This is a genomic window from Planctopirus limnophila DSM 3776, assembly GCF_000092105.1.
GTDB classification, from domain to species: Bacteria; Planctomycetota; Planctomycetia; order Planctomycetales; family Planctomycetaceae; genus Planctopirus; species Planctopirus limnophila.
Genome location: NC_014148.1, coordinates 3735285 through 3760141, shown reverse-complemented (window position 1 = coordinate 3760141; position 24857 = coordinate 3735285). Strand labels below are relative to the sequence as shown.

General features: G+C 54.0%; 18 protein-coding genes. 13 read left to right on the top strand and 5 right to left on the bottom strand.

The window, feature by feature from the left end; translation table 11 throughout:
* From PLIM_RS14915 to PLIM_RS14895, 6 genes are all read left to right on the top strand, one after another.
* A complete protein-coding gene (locus PLIM_RS14915; RefSeq protein ID WP_013111156.1) occupies positions 1-399 on the top strand; it encodes a sirohydrochlorin chelatase in 399 nt (132 codons plus the stop codon).
* A gap of 104 nt (positions 400-503) precedes the next feature.
* The gene (locus tag PLIM_RS14910; protein ID WP_013111155.1) at positions 504-1073 is read left to right on the top strand and encodes a helix-turn-helix domain-containing protein; all 570 of its coding nucleotides are present in this window, start codon (positions 504-506) and stop codon (positions 1071-1073) included.
* Positions 1074-1665: 592 nt separating this feature from the next.
* Positions 1666-2667, top strand: a complete 1002-nt coding sequence (locus PLIM_RS14905) for a DUF1559 domain-containing protein (RefSeq protein WP_013111154.1) — start codon at positions 1666-1668, stop codon at positions 2665-2667.
* 146 nt (positions 2668-2813) lie between these two features.
* A complete protein-coding gene (locus tag PLIM_RS24890; RefSeq protein WP_261340080.1) occupies positions 2814-2939 on the top strand; it encodes a hypothetical protein in 126 nt (41 codons plus the stop codon).
* A 44-nt stretch (positions 2940-2983) separates the two neighbouring features.
* Positions 2984-4009, top strand: a complete 1026-nt coding sequence (locus PLIM_RS14900; RefSeq protein WP_013111152.1) for a hypothetical protein — start codon at positions 2984-2986, stop codon at positions 4007-4009.
* Between the two features lie 23 nt (positions 4010-4032).
* Positions 4033-5190, top strand: coding sequence for a tetratricopeptide repeat protein (locus PLIM_RS14895; RefSeq protein ID WP_013111151.1), 1158 nt, complete (start codon positions 4033-4035; stop codon positions 5188-5190).
* 76 nt (positions 5191-5266) lie between these two features.
* Here the strand turns inward: PLIM_RS14895 and PLIM_RS14890 are convergent, their stop codons facing one another.
* Entirely contained in the window at positions 5267-6211 is a 945-nt protein-coding gene (locus PLIM_RS14890; RefSeq protein WP_013111150.1) for a ParB/RepB/Spo0J family partition protein, read from the bottom strand.
* A 212-nt stretch (positions 6212-6423) separates the two neighbouring features.
* On the opposite strand from PLIM_RS14890, the gene PLIM_RS14885 reads away from it, so the two are divergent.
* Entirely contained in the window at positions 6424-7197 is a 774-nt protein-coding gene (locus PLIM_RS14885; protein ID WP_013111149.1) for an NAD(P)H-hydrate epimerase, read from the top strand.
* A gap of 229 nt (positions 7198-7426) precedes the next feature.
* Positions 7427-7909 (top strand): type II secretion system major pseudopilin GspG, encoded by a 483-nt coding sequence (gene gspG / locus PLIM_RS14880; RefSeq protein ID WP_013111148.1) that lies wholly within the window; start codon positions 7427-7429, stop codon positions 7907-7909.
* Positions 7910-8269: 360 nt separating this feature from the next.
* Here the strand turns inward: gspG and PLIM_RS14875 are convergent, their stop codons facing one another.
* From PLIM_RS14875 to PLIM_RS14860, 3 genes are all read right to left on the bottom strand, one after another.
* Positions 8270-8845, bottom strand: coding sequence for a hypothetical protein (locus tag PLIM_RS14875; RefSeq protein ID WP_013111146.1), 576 nt, complete (start codon positions 8843-8845; stop codon positions 8270-8272).
* Positions 8846-9142: 297 nt separating this feature from the next.
* Positions 9143-10378, bottom strand: coding sequence for an aminotransferase class I/II-fold pyridoxal phosphate-dependent enzyme (locus tag PLIM_RS14870; protein WP_013111145.1), 1236 nt, complete (start codon positions 10376-10378; stop codon positions 9143-9145).
* 402 nt (positions 10379-10780) lie between these two features.
* Positions 10781-12460: a hypothetical protein gene (locus PLIM_RS14860; protein WP_013111144.1), complete on the bottom strand. Its 1680-nt coding sequence runs from the start codon at positions 12458-12460 to the stop codon at positions 10781-10783.
* Positions 12461-12869: 409 nt separating this feature from the next.
* Between PLIM_RS14860 and PLIM_RS14850 the strand changes: the two genes are divergently transcribed.
* The 4 genes from PLIM_RS14850 to PLIM_RS14820 all read left to right on the top strand — a co-directional run bounded on the left by PLIM_RS14850 (position 12870) and on the right by PLIM_RS14820 (position 19833).
* A complete protein-coding gene (locus PLIM_RS14850; RefSeq protein ID WP_013111143.1) occupies positions 12870-13691 on the top strand; it encodes a coiled-coil domain-containing protein in 822 nt (273 codons plus the stop codon).
* A 36-nt stretch (positions 13692-13727) separates the two neighbouring features.
* The gene (locus PLIM_RS14845) at positions 13728-14156 is read left to right on the top strand and encodes a hypothetical protein (RefSeq protein WP_196349458.1); all 429 of its coding nucleotides are present in this window, start codon (positions 13728-13730) and stop codon (positions 14154-14156) included.
* 622 nt (positions 14157-14778) lie between these two features.
* Positions 14779-16074, top strand: coding sequence for a DUF1559 family PulG-like putative transporter (locus PLIM_RS14835; RefSeq protein ID WP_013111141.1), 1296 nt, complete (start codon positions 14779-14781; stop codon positions 16072-16074).
* Positions 16075-16287: 213 nt separating this feature from the next.
* Positions 16288-19833: a HEAT repeat domain-containing protein gene (locus tag PLIM_RS14820; RefSeq protein WP_013111140.1), complete on the top strand. Its 3546-nt coding sequence runs from the start codon at positions 16288-16290 to the stop codon at positions 19831-19833.
* 210 nt (positions 19834-20043) lie between these two features.
* Here PLIM_RS14820 and PLIM_RS14815 read toward each other — a convergent pair whose 3' ends face one another.
* Positions 20044-23241, bottom strand: a complete 3198-nt coding sequence (locus tag PLIM_RS14815) for an efflux RND transporter permease subunit (protein ID WP_013111139.1) — start codon at positions 23239-23241, stop codon at positions 20044-20046.
* A gap of 365 nt (positions 23242-23606) precedes the next feature.
* Here PLIM_RS14815 and PLIM_RS14810 point away from each other — a divergent pair, with 365 nt between their 5' ends.
* The gene (locus PLIM_RS14810; RefSeq protein ID WP_013111138.1) at positions 23607-24764 is read left to right on the top strand and encodes an acyltransferase family protein; all 1158 of its coding nucleotides are present in this window, start codon (positions 23607-23609) and stop codon (positions 24762-24764) included.
* Positions 24765-24857: the final 93 nt, after the last annotated feature.

Genomic DNA, 24857 nt, shown 5'->3' with positions numbered 1-24857 from the left:
ATGGATTTGTTATCGACTGGAGATGAATCAACAGCGGTACTGCTGATTGCGCATGGCAGTCGCCGGCCTGAAGCCAATGCCGATCTGCTACAGATTGCCGCAGGTCTGCGGGTGGCGGGTTATGCTGGTCCAGTTGCCTGTGGTTATCTGGAATTGGCCGAGCCTGATATTCCCACAGCGGCGAGAAGCTGCCTTCTGCCTGGCATTCGCAGGTTACTGATGCTGCCTTACTTTCTGTCGGCGGGAGTGCATGTGAGTGCTGATCTGGAAGAGTTTCGCCAGCAGTTGAGAGAAGAATTTCCCCAGGTCGAGTTTGTGCTGTGTCCGCATCTCGGATTGCATCCACTGATGATTCAGATTGTGCAGGATCGCCTTGCGGAGGGTCTGGCACGCGTCTGAAGGTCTTCTTGCGATTGTATTGGTGCTCGCGAGAAAGCCTACACAAAGAATTCATAATTGGCGGGGGATATTGTTGCCTCGCGACTTGTGCTAGTATCTAAAGCATGAATCTTGTTGAACTTGCACAGCGAATTAAGAATCACCGGATTGATCAGCGGCTGACGCTGGATCAGGTGGCGTCGCGTACCGGACTGACGCGCAGCTGGTGGTCGAAGGTTGAGAACTTTCGCATTACACCGTCTCTGCAGTCGCTGGGCCAGATTGCGGCTGCTCTGGGAGTGAGTGTCTCCGATCTGGTCGAAGGGCTGGATCGCAAGCCACAGATGGCGGTCATCCGGAAATCTGAGCGTAAAGTCGTGGAGCGAAATCCCGAGACGTCAGATATTGTTTATGAATCGTTGGCACATGTTCGCCCTGATCGAGCCATGGATCCTTTTCTGCTGACCGTGCCCGCCGGAGGTCAGAGAAAAGATGCCTTGGGCCATGAAGGCGAAGAGTTTCTGCTGGTGCTCTCCGGTAAAGTGCAGCTCGAATACAACAATGAGATGCTGGAGCTGGAAGAAGGGGACAGCCTTTACTTCGATGCCACCACTCCCCATCGGCTGGTCAATCCCTTTACGACCGATACCCGGGTGCTGTGCGTTTTTTACAGCGGGCGCCAGGCCTCCGAGTGAGTCGCCTTTCATGGCTGACCACTTTTTGAACCCGTTTCTCACGCAGGCAGCATCATTCCCGTCTCTTGTTCATCGATGATGTTCCGTCGTCTAGTGGACTGAGTCTCGCAGCTTGTGGCGTCTCACCAGGGTCAGCCTGCAGGCGCACTTGGATCGATTCCGAGTTGATCAAGTACGCATCGATTCATTTCGGCCTGATTTGTCGGCGTGCCGGGAATGGTCACGGTTACAACAGATGGCCTCGTCGGTCGGCTTCACAGCGATCGGTGCCAATTTCAGCAGCACCTCAGGTGAGGTCGTGGTTCGGGGGTGTGTTGACTTCTGGGAAACTATGATCAAGCTGTCATAAAAACTGGGATGCTCAGATGGCAGAACAGTCTGTTCACTAGTGACTTTTGGTTAACAATAGTTCTTCAATGGAAAAATAACATCCCGTTAATGGAAACTTAATCGACTAAAGGTTGAATATCACGCTTGATTAGCCGAGAGAAGCAACTGTTGATGTGGATTAAAAGTCAACATTGTTCGGCGTGTGATTTTCGGCCTGCGATTCGTTTTGCGGGCGATGTTCTTTTCAGGAAAAGGATGACAAATGTTGATCGTGAAACAGAACCGGAACACGAACCAGCCGCGCAGGCCAGGTTTTACGCTGATCGAGTTGCTGGTGGTGATTGCCATTATTGCGATCTTGATTGCCCTGTTGCTTCCGGCCGTTCAGCAGGCGCGTGAGGCGGCTCGTCGCAGTGAGTGCAAAAATAACCTGAAGCAGATGTTGCTCGGTCTGCACAACTACCACGATCAGCATTCGGTCTTTCCGCCGGGTGGTGTAGCCCCTCAATGTGCCGGAAATCCTCCCGTGAATCTTTCAGGGATTCAGGAATGCACAACACCATTTGTGGCTGCTGCGGGGCTCAACTGGGCGCTGCAGATTCTTCCCATGGTGGATCAAGGGCCACTCTGGGGTGAAGTCAAGCGAATTGTCGACACGAAAATTGATCCGCTGGATGCCATGAACAATGTCTTCGGGCATTACAGCCCTTCGATGTATCGTTGCCCCAGTCATCCATGGGATAACCGGGCGAACGTTGCGTTTCGGGCCCTCGAGAATATGTCTCGTGGCAATTATGCCGCCAGTTACGGGAATGGGACTTTGTTGCAATCGATGACCGTGAATGCCAACAGGGGTGCCTTCACGATCAGTTCTCGCATTTCGGCCAGAGATTTTACCGACGGGATGTCAAACAGCGTGGCCCTCAGTGAGGTGATATACGTCGTTGGTAACACTGCCGATGCCCGGGGTGCCTGGGTCTTTCCAGGGATGGGGGCTTCCGCCTTCAGTACAGGTCGTGGCCCGAATGATCGTACTGCTGACATTCTTGCGAGTTGTGCAAACACAACCAATGAGCCTTGCACCCAAATTTCGACGACGAGTGATCAGGGCCCGACGATCGCCGCTCCGCGCAGCTATCACACGGGTGGAGTCCATGTGGGGATGGCTGATGGTGCGATCCGCTTTATCTCGGAAAACATCGATCGCACGGTATTCTCGAATCTGGGGACGATCGCCGGAGGTGAGATCATCGGTGAGTTTTAACTGCTAATAGCCAATCGATTTATTCAGTCTGAAGTGTGAGCAGTCGAATGTTCTTCGCTGCACACATTTCGGTTCTGTTCGCTACCAGGTTTTCGTGTGGACCGGCAGTAAGATTTCATCTTTTATGGCAGAAAGTGAAGCGAATCATGCGTCAAATCGGTAGTGCATTACTATTAATTCTTGTGCTCTGTGCAGGTTGTAGCGCTAAAGCTCCTGATGGTGCGACCAATATTGGTGATCAGACACCGACCCCGGAATACACCAATCCATGAAACTGGTCGCTTATGTATCATTCGATCAATGATTGAGATTCTTCATGGCGTCAGATTCGCTAAAATCAAGCAAATGGTTGCTATCACCTTCGCTGGACTTGCTGCTGATTGCGAATATCGGATGGCCACTGCTGGTGCTGGTAGCCTGGCTGGGCTCGGGGCCTGCCCAGGCCGACTGGCAGTTTCTTCAGGTCTACTTTCTCACGACGCCGCACCGCTGGTTGACGTTATTCTTGGTATGGGGTGATGCCAAACGTCGTGAATCTCACTGGGTTTCCTACCTGGGTGTGCTGCTGGCCGTTGTGCTCGTTTGCGGACTTGTGCAGGCCGGGACAGGGGCGTTGACCTGTCTGGTGGCTGCTGATTTTCTCTGGAATATCTGGCATTTTGCAGCTCAGCATCATGGGGTTTATCGAATCTATAGTTCAGCTGCCTATCCCTCCGGGCGCTGGACCGAGCGCATGCTGCGAATCGGCATTCGCGGCAGTATTGTTTATGTGGCCTTGAGGGCTTCGGGCTGGGTGGTACTCCCGTCTTCTCCAGGAATGTCTCTAGCCGATGTTGTTGCTGTCGCCAGCCTCTCGATGATCGTGGTCGTCGCGATACTACGATACCGCGTATCGATGTCTGGGAGTATCTATTTAGTCAGCATCTCGATGTTGTACCTGGCATGGCTGCTTGCTGAAATCTGTGGGTTTCGTGACTGGATTTTACCACTGGCCATTGCTTCAGCCTGGGTGCATGCCTCAGAGTATATGGCTGTTTGTAGCTGGTCTGTGAGGAATCAGGTGGCGAGATCAACGATTCGAGATGATGGTGTCAAGCCGTCAGCAGCAGGTTCATCGAGAGGATTGCTTGGTCAGTTGGCTCCGGTGTGGGCGGCCACCATTCTGACTTATCTTCTGGTGGTGGGCCTGGGTGGTTGGTTCTTAAGTCAGCGAGTCGCGGAAATCTGGCTGGCACTGAATCTGGTCGCTGCTTTTCTACACTATGCCTATGACGGCATGATCTGGAAGCGTGGTGCTTCCAAGTCGCGTGGCGAGGTGGCTGTCGGGCATGTGGCGGTGTAATCATCTATCGTAAGTGATACATTGTGATAGCAGCCTGGGGTGATGATCTGAGTTTATATTTATGGAGTCTCCTCGCGGGGCTTCCTTTGGCTTATGCACTGGTCGTGGCAGTCCTCAATAAGCCAGAGAGTCAGTATCGCTCAATAAGTTTGTGGTACGTTGGTTGCTGTGGCCTGTTTTGCCTGGTACTGATCAAATGGCTGGGCCTGCCGCAAAGCTGGTTCTTGATCATGCTCGGGCCTGCGGCGGGGTGTTTACTGGCTGTCGCAATTCTTTGGTTGAACTCGAGGTTTGTGCGACTTAGTCGCAGCGAATTAAAGCTGTCGGTATCAAAGAAAAATGCGTCGAGCAGTCAAGTGACTTATTCGGAGCGATTGAGCATTCTCATGGCGCTGGTGCTCGCTGTGGTGCTACCATGGCAAATGACGACACAGCGGGTGCGCACCTGGGCCGATCTGGCAGTCACCCGCATGCATGAGGGCCGTTTTGTCGCGGCTTATGATCTGCTCGATCGTATCGATCAGCTTTCCGGCCCGAGGACAGCGTCTACACTGCTGCCAGAAATGTCGAGGCTGCAACTGGAAGCACAGATTCGCCAGGTGGTCCAGTCAGTCAACAGTATTGAGATCACGCAGGTTGAAGATCAGCTTCATAAAGTCAGGTTACTGCTCGGATTGGATGAGTTTGAGCTGGCTGAAGAATTACTGGCGAAGATCCTTCGTGATCATCCGGAATCTTTCGAAGGCTATGAACTGACAGGTTTGATGTATCAATTCAGGGAGCACTGGTCGCTGAGTGAGAGAAGTTTTCTACATGCTGTAGAACGTGTTCGGCCGCGAGAGAATCGAAGTGCGGCAGGCAATCAGATCTTCGCAAATCTCTCGCGGTTATGGTCAGGAGCAGCGTATGCCGCCCGCAAGCGAGGCGCTTTTGACTGTGCCGAAAATTATTATCTGAAGGCGCTAGAGATCGCGCCAGGATCTGACAAAGCGAGAATTCACTACGTGTTTGCCCAGTTTCTGGAGGAGTCTCAGCAATCGATGAAAGCCGCCGAGCATGCCAGGCAGGCTGCGCTGCTCGAACCTGCTCTTTATCAAGTCTCTGCTCAAGAGCTTCTTCAGCGATTGCGGACAGCACACCTGGGATGTTTTTTGCTGCTGCCAAGTTTGACTGGCGATTAAGCAGTGCTAAAAAAGATGTCGCCAGTGGCCAATAAAGACGACTGACGACATCTTCGCTGATTCGAGAACTTTGGCGTTAAGCGGCAATCCTCTGGAGTGAGCCCAGAATGCGCTCGAAGTCGTCGTTCGAGGTGAACTCGATGACAATGCTCCCTTTATCTTTAGCTTTGCCTTTGAGCTTAATGGCGACCTTGGCACCCAGCATGCCCTGAAGCTGTTCCTGCAGCATCAGCACATGATTGGAAAGACCTTGCTGACTTCCCGAACCGGCCTCGTTGCCAGACTGCTGGAAGGGGACTGTGGCGCCCTCTTCGACGGTCCCTTCGGCCTGCAGGCTGCGCACGGCATCTTCGGTCTTGCGGACAGAAAGTCCCTCACTCGCGATGCGCTGAGCCAGTGTGACCTGCTGATCATGAGAGAGGCTGAGCATGGCGCGTGCATGGCCACCAGTGAGCTGGCTTTGCCGGACCATTTCCTGCACCGGGCCTGCCAGTTCGAGCAAGCGGATAAAGTTGCTGACTGTCGAGCGATCCATGCTCAATCGTCGCGACAGCTCTTCAATCGAGCACTGGAACTGATTGAGATATTCCTGGAACGATTGTGCCTTTTCGAGCACATTGAGATCTTGCCGCTTGAGGTTTTCTTCGAGTGAAACTTCGAAGACCTGCTGATCGGAAAGTTCCAGCACCCGGCAGGGAACCGTTTCGCAACCGGCTTTGCGAGCCGCAATCAGGCGACGTTCACCGGCAATCACCTGATACATGTCGCCAATCTGGCGAACAATGATTGGCTGGAGAACGCCGTGCTGACGAATACTGTCGGCCAGTTCGTTAATGGCCTGTGAATCGAAGTCTTTCCGTGCCTGGAAGGGGTTACGCTCGAGAAGATCGATATGAACTTCTGAGTGATCACCTACGTTCGAGACAGGCTCATTCTCGTGATGATGCCCACTCCCGAGCAGTGCATTGAGTCCACGGCCAAGACGACGACGTGAAGGTTCGGGGGTCAGTTGATCATCCATGATCTTTGTTCCATCCGATCAAATTGTGAACTCCGGCACAGCCGGATTAATCGCTCCGCACACCGTTATTCGGCAGACCGTGAGGGAGAGATTGATAACACTTCGTATTCCGTGAAAACAACCTCGCAACCGTTTCACGCTGCGCTTCACAATCGTTGCAGTTTACACTTGAGCGAATTCTTCGGCAGAAGTTGCAGTGCAGGGAAACGTCTATGGAAATCTGCCCATTTGTTCGCCTTTTGGACTGGAGAACCTTGCGGGCGGCTGATTGCCTGACTGCCCGGCAGAGCCGGGAGGTGGATCGTTTTGCCATTGAAGAATTGGGCATCAGCAGCCTGGTGTTGATGGAAAATGCGGCTCGATCCGTCTGTGATTGGTTCAGCCAGCACGTCCAGGCTTCATCAAGCGAAGAGACATCGTTCGTCGTGCGTGTGGTCTGCGGGCGCGGAAATAATGGTGGAGATGGATTCGCGATCGCGAGACTCTTATGGACCATGGGCTATGCTGTGGAGATTTTTGCGACGCATCCGGAGGCTGAACTTGCACCGGATGCCCGCGTGAATGCGGCTCTCGCGAGGAAGCTGGGAATTCCGTGGCGAGAGATGCGTGAGTTTGGTGAAGCTGCTGCGAGCGCCCGGGCCGAGGACTGGATTGTCGATGCCATTCTGGGGACGGGACAAAGTCGCCCGTTGAGTGGTGTGCTGGCGGAACTGGTGCAGGGGATGAATGCCAGCCTTTCGCGAAGGCTGGCGGTGGATCTTCCCACAGGTTTTTCGGCAGATGCAGGCCCAGGTTTGGGAAATCCGTTGACTGAACAGCCGCATGAACTTGTGGAGCTGTGTGTACGAGCGGATGTGACCGTCACGTTTGTGACACCGAAAATGGGAATGTTACATCCCGGGGCGCGAGAATATCTGGGTGAGACTTTTGTCGCTTCGATTGGATTGCCTGAGAAATTGCTGCGAGAGGCTGTTTCTTTGCAGTGAAATCCGGTCGTGAGATCACGAGGGTTTCGGGTGCGGGGAGGAGATTGCTGGCGAGCAGAAAAAACTTCCCACGAGGAGTGAGGAGCACCGAATCTTTTGCATCTGCCGGGTGTTTACGACAATATAGATGAGGTTCTGACTTTGTATTGATGACCCGCCATGGCCAGCTGATTGTTTCTGCCCACGCCATATTTCTGCTGCGACTGTTCGACATTGAAAGGCCTGCCCTATGATTTCCCATCCGCTGTCCACTGCGAGACGATCAGCCAGTCGCCTGGTGCGAAAAGGCTTTACGCTGATTGAAGTTCTGCTGGTGCTGGCCATTCTGGGTGTGATTGCCGCGATGGTTGTTCCCCAGTTGCTTGGGCGTCAGAAGGAAGCCATGGTCAAGGCCACCAAGGCGAGTATCAAGGGGTTGGAAGATGCCCTGCAGCAGTATGCTCTCAGTCACGATGGTGAGTATCCTCAGGGATCGCGTGATGAGGCTTTTTCGCTGTTGATCAAGCCGGGCAACGATGCCGACGGCCGACCGATTGCACCGTATCTGGATAAGGTGCCGCTGGATGCCTGGGGTCAGGGCTTCTATTACGAGAACCCCAATTCGAAGGTTCCCAACGCGACTAAGCCCGCGATCTGGTCAACAGGAGCCAACAAGCAGAACGAAGACGGCAGCGGTGACGACATCAACAACTGGGCGAATCTGGCCCTGTAAGTGATTCGGCCCTGTAAGCGTTCGGCCCAGTAAGCGATCTGGAATTGCGACGGTGTGTCAGCGAGAGTGTCGAAGTGCGATCGCTGCTCGATGCACCAGATCAACCTCATCAATTCAAGAAAAGGCCCGGCTCCTCGCAAGAAGACCGGGCTTTTTTGTTGTGTTGTCTAGCACGAGAAAACTTACATGGTTCCCGGGAAACAACAGCGTGCTGTGGGTCGTAAACATGCTTGCCCAGAGCTGCAAGCATGGCACACAGAGTGCTACTTTTCATCGAAAGCGTGTTACACCGTCGCGGCGGTTTCGGGTTTGAGGCATTTGCCGATGGCGATTCTTTGAGACATGCGAGTCTAAGCTAAATCATCTTTTCTTGACGTGATTTTGAATGTCTGTAGCCGATTCAGCGAGAACCGTCAGAGATGTCGAGAAGCGAAATCCGAAACCGGCAGCGCCCGCGAGGGGGACACCCTTGGGAAGATTGTCCGGGATCCCTGCGTAGCCACCCTCTTCGTAAACCACCAAGCGGTGTGTCTTCCCCACATATTCCTTTTCGATCTCTTTCCGATTGGCGGCTGGATTTTCCCCGTCCTGATTGGCCCCAAAAAGTAACGGCGGCTTGTCGTGGGGGAGGTTCACGGTGGAGGACAAACTGTCGACCACAAACCTCATGAGCGGCGGCTTCTCCAAAGGCTGGCCATTCACATGCGTGACAGTAAGAAGGTAGAGGCCCTGATAAGCCTTCGCCCGCGTTTCATTCCCTGAAGTTATCACGGCATCAATGGTGGCCACAGTCCCTAACGGCAATCCCAACCTGCCCATTACGTTGCGTCGATGAAGTTCTTCCAAAGTGATGGGTGTTTCAACAGACTCGTTTTGAGCCAGCAACGAGCCACTGAAAACCAACAGGCCAATGGCAAGCAGATAGGGTGCTTTCATGAGAAGGTTTCCCTTTTAAGAGCGGCAACTGGCGCGACACAAAGACGTGCCGAGACATTCCATCTTACAATAGCTCCTTGCACATTCTAACGAGGGGAACCGCGCCGATACCGTAAGCCAAATCACTACGAAAAAGCCCAGTCTCCTAACTGGAAACCGGGCTTCGATTGATCGACTTCGCCAAATCAAACCTCATACGCTTTCCAACGAATAACAGCTCATTGAGAGCTTGCGAAAACATGCTTGCTCAGAGCTGCAAGCATGGCACACAGAGTGCTACTTTTCATCGAAAGCGTGTTACACCGTGGCGGCGGTTTCGGGTTTGAGGCATTTGCCGATGGCGCGGACGGCTTGCCTTAGGCGCTGGGAGTTCTCGACGAGGGCCAGACGCAGATAGCCTTCGCCTTCTTCGCCGAAGCCGCGGCCCGGGGAGACGGCGACGCCGGCTTCATCCAGCAGCTTCATCGAGAAGTCGATGGAACCCATCTGGGCCCATGGCTCGGGGATCTTGGCCCAGACAAACATGCCGGCTTTCGGTCGTTCGATTTCCCAGCCGAGGCGAGTCAGGCCGTCGACAAGGGCATCGCGGCGGTGCTCGTATTCTTTGGCAATGCTTTCCACCGCCGATTCACAGTGACGCATGGCGACGATGGCCGCGATCTGGATCGACTGGAAGATGCCGTAGTCGTAATAGCCCTTGATCGTGGCGAGAGCGCGAACCATTTCACGGTTGCCACAGCAGAAACCGATGCGCCAGCCCGCCATGCTGAAGCCCTTGGACATGGTCGTCAGTTCGACACCTACGTCGATCGCGCCAGGTGTCGAGAGGAAGCTGGGGGCCTTGTAGCCGTCGTAGCAGATGTCGGCGTATGCGAAATCGCTGATGACGAGGAACTTGTACTTCTTGGCGAGCGCGACCAGTTCATCAAAGAAGCTCTGCTCGATGCAGGTGCCCGAAGGATTGTGCGGGAAGTTGACGATGACCAGCTTCGGCTTCGGGAAGAGGTGTTCGCAGGTGTAGGCGACGTTTTCGAGGAACTTGTGCGGCTCGCGGACATCGAGCTGGATAACGTTGCCGCCGGCGAGCATCACCGAATAAGCATGGATGGGAAAGGTTGGTGCGGGGACGATAGCCGTATCGCCGGGCCCCATGAGTGCGAGGCACATGTGGCTGAAGCCTTCCTTTGAACCCAGGCAGGCAATGACTTCGTCGTCCGGGTTGAGTCGGGCACCGTAGATGCGGTGGTAACGGGCGGCGACTTCTTTGCGGAGGTTCCCGATGCCGTTGGCGACCGAGTACCGGTGATTGCGGGGATCGGCGAGCGACTCCTTCATCTTATCGGTAATGAGCGGGTCGGGCGGATCGGTGGGATTTCCCATGCCCAGATCGATGACATCGATCCCTGCCTGCCGCTTCTGATACTTGAGCTTGTTGATCTTCCCGAAGAGATAGGGCGGCAGACGCTTCAAACGATCAGCCACGGGGATCGAGAAAGCGGAGTCAGACAGTGGAACTTCGGATTCGTTACGCATGGCAAACTGGGCCTGATGATACAGTTATGAAAAGCTCGAGGTGACTGGCGGACACAGAGATCAGGAGCAAGGTTCTCTTGAATCAGGTCTACCCACCCCGGAACGGAAAATACCGTCACTGAAGATTGTATCGGCGGGATCGAGTTTCGGGAATGCGACGACTTTTTGGTATGGCGAAGTTTGCATGTTCAATCGGCAAAAGCTGCAAACGATTGTTGAAGAATGTGTTCATAAGAACACTTTTTATCGATCCTCAATCAAGACCTGAATGGCATGACTCCATAATTGACAAACCCCCGGCCTGAAGTCAGACCGGAGGTTTGTATTGTTGTTATGTTACTGAATCTGCACTGCTTTGAAGGTTCAGGACTTACTCAGAGCGGGGCGGAATCGGTCGCTGAATTACTGAGAAAGCATGGTTCGAAGTTCGACCAGGGCTGGTGTGGTGCGGGAAGCCAGGCGACCAAGTTGTGTGCGGTCTTCTGTGCGGCACTGCACCAGATAGCTGTAAACTCTTCTCCAGCTCTCATAGAGTTGTTCGGTCTGCTGGCGAGCCTGTGCGGCAGTTGATCCCCGCACCAGACTATCATGCAGACGCATGGCTCGCTCGGAAAACGCAGCGATTTCCCGCTGAGCTTCAGCGGCATACACAGGGCGTTCTGCCTGAAGCCACCTTTGGCTGACGAGCTGCAGGTTGTAAGTGAGTCCATCAATCTCAGCAGCGAGATCAATGGCGGCCTGCCGGCTCAGATCATCACGCTGAACCATGAGAGTTGAGCGAAGGGTGCCAATCGTCTGCTCGATCTTGCGGAGAATCGACTGGGCCGATTCGCTCTGGATAGGGCGGAACGTGGCAGCAAAGTTACGCTCAGCGGCTTCGATGTAGCGGAAGGCTTCGACGACATCGGTCATACTCGCGGTGTTCGAGCGGTTCACAATATCGACAAAGTATTCGCAGACGCCGTAAAACTCATCAGCCGTGGCGAGAACAGTGTTCGACTTGGGCAAATGCACCAGCAGCAGCAGTGGCGTGCGCTGGAAGAACTCATCGATATCTTTCTTGAGCGAATTGGTGAGATAGACCAGCTGCTGCTTATCGAGTTGCTGGGGCATCATCAGCAACTGGCGGATTTCGCTGTCGGTCTGGGCGATGCGACGCAGATCGCGATCCATGGCAGAACCGGTATAGGCCTGCAGCTTGGCGGCTTCCGGATACCAGAGTTCCTGAAAACGCTTGTACTGATCGACCACAATGTTACGGTCTGCCTGGTCCTGTACGGCCAGCGACATCGTGCGAATCTGCTGATTGACCCGATTGAGAGCAAACGTGAGTTCATCACGAATACGGCGGTCACTGACTTCATAGGCGACATCGTCAGTGAGGTTTCGCATGTCGGTGCTCATCTGGATGAATTTCTCCATCAGAGCCCGGGAATTGACCTGCGGCTGGATCAGCAGCACTTTCCCAATCGACTGGGCAATCCCATCGAGATTAGCAGCGCGTTGCTGGGTGCGTTTGCTCAGATCGGTCGCCAGGCTCATCCGATAGGAGAGTTCTCGCCACTGTGCATCGAGTTCACGAAAATCTTCGGTGAGATAGCGGTGATCGTTGGTGCGCTGGGCCTGCTGCACGATGGATGTCAGCCGGGCCTGCAAATTCATGGCATCGACGAGCAGGGATCGCAAAGCGGGTCGGCGGGCTGATTCGTCACCCAGATCAAGAATCAGATCCGAAAGTTCATCCTGGGCATCGCGAACGAGTGGCCGCACCCTTTCGAGTTCAGTGGTGGGATTCGAGAGATCACTGTTGGCGGGTGGCCGCAAACGAGAGTTGTTGTACTGATCAAACTCCATCATGGGAGCACTGAGATCATTCATTAATCGATCGCGCTCTTCACGACTGATCGAAGCGGGAATGGTGCGGGCCTGGGCCAGTGCTTCGCCCATTTCGGCCACGAGACCTGTGCTCATGACGGCTGCCGCGAAGAGCCATCTCTTTCCGGCAGTCACAGTTTTTCCAAAGTACGAAGTTCGTACTGCGGGTTTGTCTGAATAAGAGTCATTCCGGTTGAAGTTACCCATGCTTCGGAATCCTTTCAGGAAGCAATCGCTAGAAAATCTGCCTTTTCTCTGCTGGATCGGGCCATCGATCCGATGCCTGAAACTGTCCAGCGAGCCTTCTGTCCGTCAATTTTGTGGGAGTTTCAGCGATGATTTCTGCCCACGGGCGGCAGAAAACGCCACTGTTCCAGCACACGCGCTGCAAAAACTAGCGAAAACTGCTGAACGGGCCTAGCTCAGTTTTCGGACGCCTTCGCAAATCCACATCGTACGAGAGTCCTGCAATTGTCCTGAGAAGCTGCTCTCGGCAGAGGGGATGCCTGATTCCAGTTGATGAATTGCGCTCTCGCGTTCGACTGGCTGGAGTTTTAGTCTAGAGGGCGTCGGGCAATCAGAACGCATGATGTTCACCTTCAGATGGCAGATCGTTATGTCAAACAAACAACTTTCACTTGGTGTCTGGCTGTGTGTACTTTCGATGTTGTGCGTTTGTACTCAGACAACCGTGGCCTGTGCCGACCAGAAAAGTCGCGCCAACTCTCGCGATGAGAAACGCGAAAACGAGGCGGTGAAAGAAGCCCGGCAGGATCTCGATAAAGCCAAAGACCGCTTGAAAGACGAAGAGAAGCAGTTGCGGGCTGCCAGGGCTGATTTTCAAAAGGCCGAGCAGGAACGGAAGCAGGCGGCCAGCGCGCTCCAAAAACTTCGTGAGCAGATGGAAGAGAAGTATGAACAGGAGACCGGTCTACAGGCTGCCCGGCAAAATCTGAAGCAGCTGACGATTGAGAGAGATCGAGTCCTCGGGCCGATCGTGCAGGCGATTCGTCAGCGAGAAACGGGCTTGAGTGCCGGGCTGAAGCAGGCCGAGGAAAAACTTTCCCGAGCGACGACTTTGGATGAGCGAAAGGGAGCAGCGAAGCAGATCGCTGAGTACCAGGCACAGTTTCGACAGCTCGAAGCGACTGCTATTGAAGCCGATCCACGAGCGAAAGAACTGTCTCGGAAGGTCGCTTTGCAGGAGCAGCAGGTGCAATCGGCCAATCAGAAGCTGGATCGAATCATCGAGCGGGACAACCAGCTCAAAGCGGCCGAGCAGAAGTTTGCAGCGAGCCGCAAAGCTGAAGATGTTGCAGAACAGGCGGTGAGCAAGGCATCGCGGGATGTGGCCCAGGCTCAAGCCAGTGTGGACCGTGCAGAGAAGCAACTCGCTCAAAAAGTGGCCCAGGATCGCAAGGATAAGAATCGCAAATAGCAGACTACAGATTTTAACTCGCGAGAAATGTTCATATTGATGGTAATGAAACCATTATCTGTATCTGGAGCCAGCATTGGCATGGATCTCAGCATTACACGACTGATTCGTACCATCCGCATGCTGACACCATTTCAAATGATGTCGCATTCTTTTAGTATATTTATAGCAGTATTATTGGTCACTGGTTTTGTCCTACAGACTTCAGTATTTCATGAGAGACAAGAAAAACACTCTGTACCACTCTATGTATGGTTATTTATCGCTGTTCTGTTCTTAACAGCGATGTTTCTGGTAATCATCTCGCTGATTGCCATGGGAGTAATGTTCTATCGCGCGTTTTTCCCGCGGAAGGTGATTGTCTATTCCAGAAATGAGAAGACCTTGATCGAGAAGACAGTCACCTCCAAAGCCGATGCCCTGTTTGACTCCGCTGATAGCCACCGCATCCGCATCACCGACTGATTCCTCACAGGCGACCGCTCGTCATTATGAAGATCTTCGCAGCTTCTTAATGATCCTTGCTATCTGTTTGACTCAGTGTCGCATTCGTTGACTGCCGCTACGCGCCAACTGCTTGCGCGTCAAGTGACATGCGAAGTTCCTAACGTTTTTTCAAAGAACGTTCACAAGATCGTCACAATTGGCTTCTACAGTCTTGCCGTCGTGATAGGGGAAACACTGAGAAGTGCTTGTTGAGCAATTCTTGGATTTCCAGCGAAACAGCAAGTTTCAAATATGAAAAAGATTTCCAGTCTTGTTCATCAAGTCCTGTTGTTTCGCCACTACTTTACAACAGTCGCAAAGGTCAGACGCAGGGATGCTGACCTTGCCTTTGCGTGGCGAAGGTGCTGACCGGATGGATTGACTTGGACGTCAATCGCTGCCGGGCCAACTCTCTGCCTTTGTTCAGCAGGGAAGATGGCTCATGCAGTTGAGAGATGATGGGTCTGGATTTCGATGAGTCGCGCGGCATCGAACGATCGTTGAGCCCATCAAGTGCTGAGTCGAGAAGTATCCGTTTGTTGGTAGTGCTTTGTGTCTTTTCCGTTGGTTTCACGTCCCTTTTCACTGAAGAAAGACTCGAATGAAGAAGTTCTCGCTGAACGCTCGCAAGGGTTTCACCCTGATCGAGCTCCTCGTGGTGATCTCGATCATCGCGATCCTCATCGCTCTCCTGTTGCCTGCACTGCAGTCAGCTCGCGAAGCAGCCCGTAAGACACAGTGCAAGAACAACCTGCGTCAGGTTGGCATTGGTCTCAACGCCTTTGCTGATACCGATCCAGGCGATCGTCTCTGCACCGGTCAGTTCGACCGCTTCCGCGATGGTTGCGTTGATACCTACGGCTGGACAGCCGACCTGGCTCGCGTCAACGCTGGTAAGGCACACGAAATGCGTTGCCCAGCTAACCCCATCCGTGGTTCAGAAAAGCTGAACGACCTCCTCCGCGGTAACGTCACTTCGAACAGCTCGATTCCTCTGGCTGATCGTCTCGACGCCTGTAACATTGACAGCGTCTGCTACCAGATGAACGCTGCTGGTGTTTCCGGTACAACTGCTGCTCCTTTCGTGGCACGGTTGATCAAGGACGGCCATAACAGCAACTATGCTTCGAGCTGGTTCATGAGCCGCACGAACTTCAAGACCACCAACAGCGGCAACGACCCATTCGTGCTCGCCGACTTCACCACAGTCGCCACCATTTCCGTCGGTGGTACAGCTTGCCCAGCAGTGACTGGCACACAGATCTACCGCGATGGTCTGAAAGAGTTCCAGAACACAGTGGGCCCCCTCACACGTCGTTTCCTCGAAGGTGCTGACGTTCCTTCGAACAACGTGCCACTCCTGGGCGATGCTTCTCCTGGTGACATCAACGAAGCTGTTCTCTCGGACAACATCGTTGACAGCGAAGGTAAGCTCGTTGATCCCGCTTTGACCGCTGGTGCTCGCCTCGGCGAAACCGCCAACGATGGTCCTGGCCAGATCACCAGTGCCAACCGCCTCCGCCTGCTCGTCACCAACGACGTGGCAACAGCAGCTCTGGCTTACACCGGTTATCCAACAGCTGGTACAGCTGTCACCAGCACCGTGATTTCTGCTTATGCTCCAAGCGCAATCTGGATGCTGCAGGATACTCGCGACTGGTTCGCTGTTCACCAGTCATCTGCCAACATTCTGATGGCCGATGGTTCGGTTCGTGAAGTTGTTGACCTCAACGGAGACAAGTTCTTCAACCCAGGTTTCAACTACGACATGGCCACTCCACCAGCTGCTGAATCACAGGGCTTCACCAGCAACGTTGTTGAAGTCAACAGCTTCGAAATCTTCTGCGGTCCAACACTCGCCATCCGCGCTGTGACCAAGGGTCGCTTCGAAGAGTAATTGTAATTATGTTTGATTGGGCAACTCCTCGGGAGTTGACGATTTGAACAGTCTCGAGGAGCCTGCGGCGATCCATGCGGTTGTCGCAGGCTACCTCGTTTGATGGATCGCCCTGCGAATCGACGGTATCCCCTCAAGATCATCGCAGAAATTGACAGGTCATCTGGATGATCCCATCAGTTGGTGTTCCCTCCACACGGAGAGAGTAGAGCCATGTCCGACGCTGCACCCACCTGCCCGAAATGCAACGAACCTCTTCAGCCCGGGATGCTCCGTTGCCGTGCCTGTGGCGAAAGGCTGACCCCTGCGACACGGCAACCCGTCGCAGCTGCCGCGGGAATTGGCAGTTCAGTCGCCGGTGTGACAAACGCACCCGTAGCGACACAACCTTTGAATTCTGCATCGACAGCTCGACCATCATCGGCTGCTGGTCCGAAGACAGGGACCGTTCTCAACCTAAACAGCTTGCTCAAGACAGGGGCAGTCCCTGCCGGAACAACTGGCCCTGTCGGTTCAAGTGGCCCTCTCGGCTCGACTAGCACAACGGCAACAAATGCATCTCCTGTGGCCACAGGAGGCTTTGATCAGGGACGTACCGCGAATGGACTTCCGTCTGGTTCTTCAGGATCGAGCCTGCGTCTGAAGAAGCCGGCTGGTAATACGCCCATTCAAACGTCACCTGCGGCTGCCACGCCGCAGGCAACCGTCACAAAGACTTCTACGCCCGCTTCGACTTCCTCGACCCCAGGATCGACTGACACCGCCAAGGTCGCTTCGGCCGCCTCCAGCAAGCTTCCATTGCCTCCCACCAGTGCCAGTTCCCAGTCGGGCAGCATGCGATTGGCTCGGCCCAGTGGCTCCAGCGGTCGCATGGAAACCTTTGGTAATGACGCCATTCGAGTCTCCTGCGAATGCGGCGCCAAGTTCCGTACCAAGAGTGAAACGGCTGGCAGAAAGGTCAAATGCCCCAAGTGTGGTTCAGCAGTGGTCGTACCCGGTGGTTCGTCGGAAACGACTGGGCCGGCACTTGTTGAAAAACGAAAGTTTGCCGATCTGGCGAAAGAAATTGCCAGTTTGCCACCTCTGGTCACGACCGAAAATGAGCCCTCGACCGGCGTGAAAAACTCCGCAGAAATGCCCGCTGTCGAATCGGGAACCAAAATTGAAAGTGGTTCCAAGCCCGGGCAAACGTCATCGGGTAGCACGACCAAAAGGAAGAAGTTATCAAAATCACGCCTGACGAAGTTGTTAAAAGCCGTTGAACCCAAAGAGAGCGCCAGTTCGGAAGATGCCGAAAAACGCCGACAAGCCGTTTTAGAATTGGGCATGGCCGAAAATGAAGGGCTGTGGGCCGAATTGGAGAAACTTAAAGGCGATAGCTGGATTGTCGTTCGTGAGGCTGTCGCTACCGCATTAGGTGATCTGGGGCAACCGGAAGCGACGCCCGCCCTGATTGAAATGCTCGACGATGAAGTTCCCGAGGTCAGGCGCAATGCGATTGCCTCTGTGGGAAAACTGCGCGATGCCAGAGCCTGTCGAGCGATGATTGTGATGGCTTTGCAGGAGCCTCACTTCCGCTTTGCCTCACTCGACTCCATCACCAAAATGGGGAATGCGGCCACTGCGTCGTTGCAACAGATTCTGCAGGAGAAAGACCCGGGCTATGCTCTCGAAGCCGCCGTTGTAGCTGGGCGGACACGCGATGCGAAGCTGATTGAACCATTACTGAAACTGCTTGGAAATTCGTTTGCGATTGTTCGTGGTCAGGCTGCGGAAAGCCTTGGTCAGATTGGCGATAAGAAGGCCACGGGGCCACTTTGTAAACTTCTGGAAGATCCTGAACAGGGTGTGCGAGTCGCAGCAGCCGGTGCCTTGGCCAGGCTGTCTGATCCACGCTCAGTTCCCAGTTTGCTCAAGGGATTATCACAGGATGATGCCGATGTTCTGGAACGCGTGATTACCGCCCTGGGAGAGATCGGTGATGCCCAGGCGGCTCCTCATCTATTGCCACTGATTGATCATCTTCAAGCGGAAATCCGCGGAGCTGCCGCCGAGGCACTGGGCAAAATCGGCGCTTCTGAATCCGCTTCGCCTTTGACACGTCTACTGCACGATACCGATGAAGCTGTCCGTCTGAAGGCGATTGCTGCTTTCCGTAAGTTTAAAGCAAGCATCGCGGTCGATCCTCTGCTGAACTTGCTGATGGATCCGAACGCTCAGATCCGCCTCCGTGCTGTCGATACATTAGGTGAGATTGCTGACGAATCGGCCGTCGATAACCTGATCCACACTCTGCACAATGATGGCACGATGGAAGTTCGGCAGATGGCCGCCAAGGCTTTGGGGGCGATTGGCTCTGCCGATGGAATTGAACCTCTCGAACAGGCATTGGAAGATGAGTTCCCTGTTCGTTGCCGCGCGATCACCTCTTTAGGTCAGATTGGCGCATCGGCTTCGTTGCCGGCCCTACTGGCGATGCTCAAAGATTCTGTACCGGAAGTGCGCTATCACACGACACAGGCGTTAGCCGATCTTGGGAATGCGAATGCTCTCAAACCCCTCGAAGAGCTCCTTTCCGATGAACACCCCATGGTTCGTCGCGGGGCTGCCAAGGCTTTGGTCAAGCTGGGAGATCCTCGGGGGGAATCGCTACTCGATGAGAAGAAACTCGCCAGCTTCAAGAAACAACGCCCAGGGTTCAAATTCAATTTCTCATCACTGGAGCCGACGGCGTTCATCGAAGCGATCAAAGCGGCACCACCAGCAGTGGCGATTGGTGCCATTGCGGTTCCGGCACTGCTGCTGATTGGCTTTGCCGCTATGAGCCTGGGTCTGCTGAGTGGCGGAGGTTCCAGCGTGGTGGTACGCGGCCGACCGGCTTCGCTGAACTTCACTCTCGACGGGAAATCTGTCGTTATCGGATTCAATAAAGGTGTGGTTGAGGTCTGGCCAGCAACGGGTGGATCACCTTCATCGAAATCGGTCTACGGGAATTATGCCTCCAATCTGCTGGCGACTGGCGTGGAAGGGACTTTCTTAAGTGTGGCGGACAAACAGATTTCAATGCTCGCCGGCGGCAAAGTGACCCCCATGGCCGGTCTGCCTTCGATTGCCGCCTACACGATTCAGTCACCCGACGGAAAGCATGCGGCTGCCATTGGCTCAGATGGTTCAATCACGTTTCTTGATCTGGAAAATGCCAAACCAATGCAGGCCATTCAACTCAATACAAAAGCTGTGACCTGCATGGGCCTTTCGAATGGTGGTCGTGAAATTGTCGGTGGAAAGAAAGACGGCAGCATCACTATCTGGGAAGCTCAATCTGGTAAGCCCGTGACTGAACTCAAACTGGGCACCATTGTCCCGGCTGCCATCGGATTCAATTCCGCGGGTGACAAACTCGTGGTCGCCAATCTCCGCGGTGGAGTCGGCATTTATGATATCAAGACCCGCAAGCGGCTGAATGACTTGCCATTCGAAGGCAAAACAGCACCAATCTTTGCCGGTGCCAGCTTTGTGGGAGGTAACGATGATCTGGTGCTGCTCTCAGCGGGCAGTTCTCTCACCACCTGGAAGGTATCAACCAATGAAGTAAAGGCTTCCCCTGCTTACGATCTTGTGGGCGGCATTGGAGGTCTTGCCATCAGCCCGACGGGCGAACACATGGCCTTTATGGACACGGAATCGGCCGATGTCGTGGTTGTAAGCCTCCCCTCACTCGAAGAAGCAGCCGTCCTGAGTGTCCCGGCTGGTCGTTAATCGCTGAGATCAACGCTGAATGGCTAAGCTGTCTGGACACAGGTTCTGTCAATCACGCCCTTGCGCAAAGCCTTCAAGGCGTGCCACACTTTTTCGCATGTCTTAATATCGAGCGTGCCAGACTTTGAAGCATGACAGACACACGCTGACAGAATCGCGTACAAACGTCGTGCTGAGGAATGTTCACCTGGAACAATATCATTCGTTCCATCAGTGGCTCGCCGGCTGCTGGTCGTGAGTCGCGGCAGGCTGGGCAGCTTCGGTTGATGGTGGGCCAGTGCGGACGGGTTTTCCTCGCAAACGGGCATAGCCTTCACTCAAACTCTGCATCACCACATAAAAGACCGGCGTAAAGAAGACCGCGAGTATGGTTGAGGTAATCATCCCTCCAAAGACAGCTGTCCCTAAAGCCTGACGACTGGCCGCTCCAGCCCCCTGGGCCACCACCAGTGGGTAGACCCCGAGAATAAACGCAAACGAAGTCATCAGAATCGGGCGAAAGCGCAGTCGCGAAGCATTGACAGCCGCATCGAGAATACTGGCCCCTTTATGCCTCAAATCACGGGCAAACTCGACAATCAGAATCGCATTCTTACTTGCCAGAGCAATGATCAGTACCAGCCCGATCTGAGTATAGACGTTATTGTCCATCCCGCGCGCCAGAAGTGCCAGTCCCGAACCAACCAGGCCCAAAGGGACCACGAGAATCACAGCCGCTGGACTCGTCCAGCTTTCGTACTGAGCGGCCAGCACCAGGTACACCAAGAGCACGGCGAGCCCCAGAACATAAACGGATTCATTCCCGACTTTACGTTCCTGATAGGAAATCCCGGTCCATTCAAAGCCCATCGTTTTTGGGAGTAGTCGCTTGGTCATCTGCTCCATGATATCGAGTGCCTGACCTGAGCTGAATCCGGGAGCCGCCTGACCGTTAATCGCTGCTGCCGGATAGAGGTTATATCGGCGGATGATCTGTGGCCCTAACGAATCGCGCACTTCCACCAGTGAGCCCAAAGGAACCATCTGCCCGGCTCGATTACGCACCTGCAGTCGAGTGATATCTGTTTTTTCCACGCGGTATTGAGCATCCGCTTGGATACGGACCTGATAGGTTCGGCCAAACAGATTGAAATCGTTCACATAAGCTGAACCGAGTTCTGCCTGCAATGTTCCAAAAATTTCAGCCAGCGGAACATCGAGCGATTTGGCCTTCACGCGGTCGATATCCAAATAGATCTGTGGGATCTGTGCACGGAAGGTGCTGTTCACCTGCGTCAGCGCTGTCTGCTGATTGGCATCAGCCGAAATGATCTGCGCCATATTCTGCAGTTGAACCAATCCGGCTCCACCACGATCCTGCAACTGCATTTCGAATCCACCAGCCGTACCTAAACCTAAAATAGCCGGCGGTGGGAAGGCAAAGGTAATCGCGTCATCAATCGTCGCGAACTGGGCATATAGTGAACCCAGGACGCCGAACAAACTTTCCTGTGGCGACTGACGATGGCTCCACTCTTTCAACGTGACGTAGATCGTGGCGGCATTGGACGAAGCGGCCTGATCAAGCAGCGATTGACCACCAATCGTCACCCAGTTTTCAATGCCGGGTGTACTCCCCAGAATCTTGTTCATCTTCTGGAGCACAGCCTTAGTTCGCTCTTGAGAAGCCCCATCGGGCAATTGGCAACCCACAACCAGATAGCCCTGATCTTCCGTCGGCAGAAAGCCTGTCGGCAAACTGCGGAAGAGCAAAACCGTGCTGGTCACAATTGCTAGATAGGCAATCATCGAAAAAAGTGGTGCTCGCACCAGCACCTTGACAATACTGACGTAGATACCTTCAAAGAAATCATAAACAGCATTAAACCCGCGATAGAAAATATTCTTTTTAGGAGCGACAGGCCTGAGGTACACCGCACATTGAGCTGGTTTTAATGTCAGTGCATTCACCGCACTGATCAGCGCAGTCGCCGCGATCGTTAACGCGAACTGACGATAAAGCTGGCCGGTAATCCCCTGCATACCGGCTGTGGGGAGGAAGACCGCCATCAGCACTAACGTAATGCCAATAATCGGCCCCAGAATTTCCCCCATCGCCACAATCGTCGCTTCGCGCGGTGCCAGATGGTCGTGCTCGATGTGATGGGCCGCGTTTTCGACGATCACAATGGCATCATCGACAACGATCCCAATCGCCAGCACCAGTCCGAACAGCGTCAGCATATTGACAGAAAAGCCCATGGCCCACATAAGGGCAAAGGCACCAATGATCGTCACGGGTACAGTGGTCGCTGGGACCAGCACGGCCCGCCAATCCTGGAGGAAGACCAGAATTACAATCAACACCAGAACGCCTGCTTCAAACAGCGTTTTATAGACTTCGGCAATGGCCTCTTCGACGAACTTGGTCGTATCGAACGGAATGTCGTAGTTGAGCCCCTTGGGGAAGTCCTTCTCCAGTTTCGCCATGACTTTCTTCACGTCATGGGCCACATTAAGGGAGTTCGCCCCGGGAAGCTGGAAGATCGCCAGGCCGGCAGCGGGAATCCCGCTCTTCTCGCAATATAGGTTATAGAGCTGCCCGCCCAGTTCCACGCGGGCCACATCTCGCACACGCGTCAGGCGGCCACCATTCCCTGGTGCCGTCTTGACGATAATGTCGTTAAAGGCTTCGACATCGCTCAATCGACCCAGTGTGGTAATTGTATATTCAAAATCCTGCCCCACTGGCGCAGGAGCAGCCCCCAATTGACCGGCTGCCACCTGGACGTTCTGTTCTTGAATGGCAGCCACGACATCAGAGGCCGAAAGATTGCGTGCCTTGAGTTTGTTGGGGTCGAGCCAGACACGCATCCCGTAATCGCTGGAGCCGAAGACCTGAATTTCGCCGACACCATAAATACGGGCCAACTCATCGCGAATCGATAAGGTGGCATAGTTCGACAGATAGAGACTATCAAACTTCCCCTCATCGCTGGTCAGCGTCACCACCTGAATAATGGCTGTGGACTGTTTCTTGACGTTGATCCCCTGGCGGCGAACATCCTCAGGAAGTCTCGGCTCCGCTTGAGAGACGCGGTTCTGTACCAGCACCTGCGCCATATCGAGATTGGCCCCCACTTCAAACGTGACCGTCAGAGTGTAGGTGCCATCACTGGCACATGTCGAAGACATGTAGAGCATGCCTTCGACACCATTCACCTGCTGTTCGATGGGCGCAGCGACGGTATCTGACAGCACCTGAGCATTGGCACCGGGATAGGTCGCCGTCACCTGAACCGTGGGTGGTGTGATAGAGGGATACTGCTCAACAGGAAGTCGAAACAAAGCCACGCCGCCAAGAATCATTGTGACAATGGCAATGACGTTGGCGAAAATGGGACGATCAATAAAAAATCGGGAGAGCAAGTTCGACTCCTGTAACTGACGTCCGCCCGGGATTGACCTTTGTCCTCCCAGACAATCTCAATCAGCGCATGCCTTCGATGTTGCCTTCTGGCAACATACCGGACATCTCGAAATCCCCACGTTGCCCAAACACAACACGCCAGTCACTCTCCCCGAATTCAACGGATTTCAACTGGACTGTTATGCCGGGTAAAGACTGGAGACTTCACCGCCGCAGAGATCATATCGAGCTTTGAGAAAACTTGGTGCTGTCGATTCGCAATTTTGTCATCACGCCTTCGATCCTCATTTGAGACCGATCTTCAGCTTCATGCCAGAAAATCGTCAAATTGCACTTTGGTATGGAGATTGCATTCACAAGGAGCATGCCCACACCATTAGAAATATCCGCTGCACGACTTCCCGCACTCGATGGATTGCGCGGCGTGGCGATACTGGGTGTGCTCTTCTCCAAAGCCCAATTGACACCTGGCTTCCCCAGTGAATTTCATCTTCGCTGGGGACATATCGTGGGATCGGCCTCTGTTGATCTCTTTTTTGTCGTCAGTGGTTACCTCATTACCACGCTGCTGCTGGCGGAAAAAGATCGCAACCGCCAGATTTCTCTGGGGGCATTCTACTGGCGGCGTGCACTCCGCATTGTTCCCGCTTTCCTCGCGCTGTTAACGGCTCTCTGGCTACTCGATGGTCACAGCGATGTGGAAATGCGACATATCGACTGGCTATCAGCGGCCACCTACACAGTCAATTTCATCCCCGAAAGCAGTTGGGATGCCGGGCATTTGTGGTCGCTTTCGATTGAAGAACATTTTTATCTCCTCTGGCCACTCATGGTCGTGCTCCTCTCCGAATCGCAACTTCGAAAGCTGCTGGTGGCTTTGATCGCAGGAACACTTCTGCTACGAGGAGTGGTCCTGGCCATCCAACCGCGAGAGGCATCCATTCTGGAAGTCTGGACGATTTTCCGCTGGGATACGATTGCCGCCGGCTGCTGGCTGGCACTTGGCCTGCGGCATGAGGCAACACGCACCCGGCTCATGAACTTTGCCGGATCCCCATGGGCCCTGCCTGCGACGATCACCCTGCTGATCCTCTCACTCGGTTTGAATCTGTCCAACAAACTCGGGCTGACCATTGGTTACAGCCTGACAGCCTTTGCCTGGGCCGCCCTGATTCTCCTCGCTCTTCAGCGGTCATCATCCCTGTCCCGTGGGCATTTGATGGATCCATCGCAGGAAATTCCCAGCCTGTGGATTCGAGTGCTGCAAAGCCGTTTTCTTGTGACGATTGGTATTTTAAGTTACAGCCTTTATCTGTGGCATCGCCTGTTTCTTCGCGCAGAGACAAATCAAAGCTGGCTCCATTTTCCCGTTAATCTGGCATGTCTCGCGCTGGCAGCCGTTGCCTGCCATTGGCTGATTGAAAGACCTTTCCTGCTGCTCAAAAATTCCTGGAAGCCTCAACCAACAACCGAACAAACTCTCCCCTGGGGCTCCAGTGCACCGGTCGATGGCCTGGTTTAGCTCGCGATTCTCCGCAGCATGTTGGCAACACTCTAAATCGCCAGTCCTGACCTGTTCATGACTCCACGTTTTCCCGATACTGCCTCAAACGCG

Bases quoted from the DNA above. Each gene is read 5' to 3' on its own strand.
- PLIM_RS14915 (WP_013111156.1), top strand. From the start codon at position 1: ATGGATTTGTTATCGACTGGAGATGAATCAACAGCGGTACTGCTGATT.
- PLIM_RS14910 (WP_013111155.1), top strand. From the start codon at position 504: ATGAATCTTGTTGAACTTGCACAGCGAATTAAGAATCACCGGATTGAT.
- PLIM_RS14905 (WP_013111154.1), top strand. From the start codon at position 1,666: ATGTTGATCGTGAAACAGAACCGGAACACGAACCAGCCGCGCAGGCCA.
- PLIM_RS24890 (WP_261340080.1), top strand. From the start codon at position 2,814: ATGCGTCAAATCGGTAGTGCATTACTATTAATTCTTGTGCTCTGTGCA.
- PLIM_RS14900 (WP_013111152.1), top strand. From the start codon at position 2,984: ATGGCGTCAGATTCGCTAAAATCAAGCAAATGGTTGCTATCACCTTCG.
- PLIM_RS14890 (WP_013111150.1), bottom strand. From the start codon at position 6,211: ATGGATGATCAACTGACCCCCGAACCTTCACGTCGTCGTCTTGGCCGT.
- PLIM_RS14885 (WP_013111149.1), top strand. From the start codon at position 6,424: ATGGAAATCTGCCCATTTGTTCGCCTTTTGGACTGGAGAACCTTGCGG.
- gspG (WP_013111148.1), top strand. From the start codon at position 7,427: ATGATTTCCCATCCGCTGTCCACTGCGAGACGATCAGCCAGTCGCCTG.
- PLIM_RS14875 (WP_013111146.1), bottom strand. From the start codon at position 8,845: ATGAAAGCACCCTATCTGCTTGCCATTGGCCTGTTGGTTTTCAGTGGC.
- PLIM_RS14870 (WP_013111145.1), bottom strand. From the start codon at position 10,378: ATGCGTAACGAATCCGAAGTTCCACTGTCTGACTCCGCTTTCTCGATC.
- PLIM_RS14860 (WP_013111144.1), bottom strand. From the start codon at position 12,460: ATGGGTAACTTCAACCGGAATGACTCTTATTCAGACAAACCCGCAGTA.
- PLIM_RS14850 (WP_013111143.1), top strand. From the start codon at position 12,870: ATGTCAAACAAACAACTTTCACTTGGTGTCTGGCTGTGTGTACTTTCG.
- PLIM_RS14835 (WP_013111141.1), top strand. From the start codon at position 14,779: ATGAAGAAGTTCTCGCTGAACGCTCGCAAGGGTTTCACCCTGATCGAG.
- PLIM_RS14820 (WP_013111140.1), top strand. From the start codon at position 16,288: ATGTCCGACGCTGCACCCACCTGCCCGAAATGCAACGAACCTCTTCAG.
- PLIM_RS14810 (WP_013111138.1), top strand. From the start codon at position 23,607: ATGCCCACACCATTAGAAATATCCGCTGCACGACTTCCCGCACTCGAT.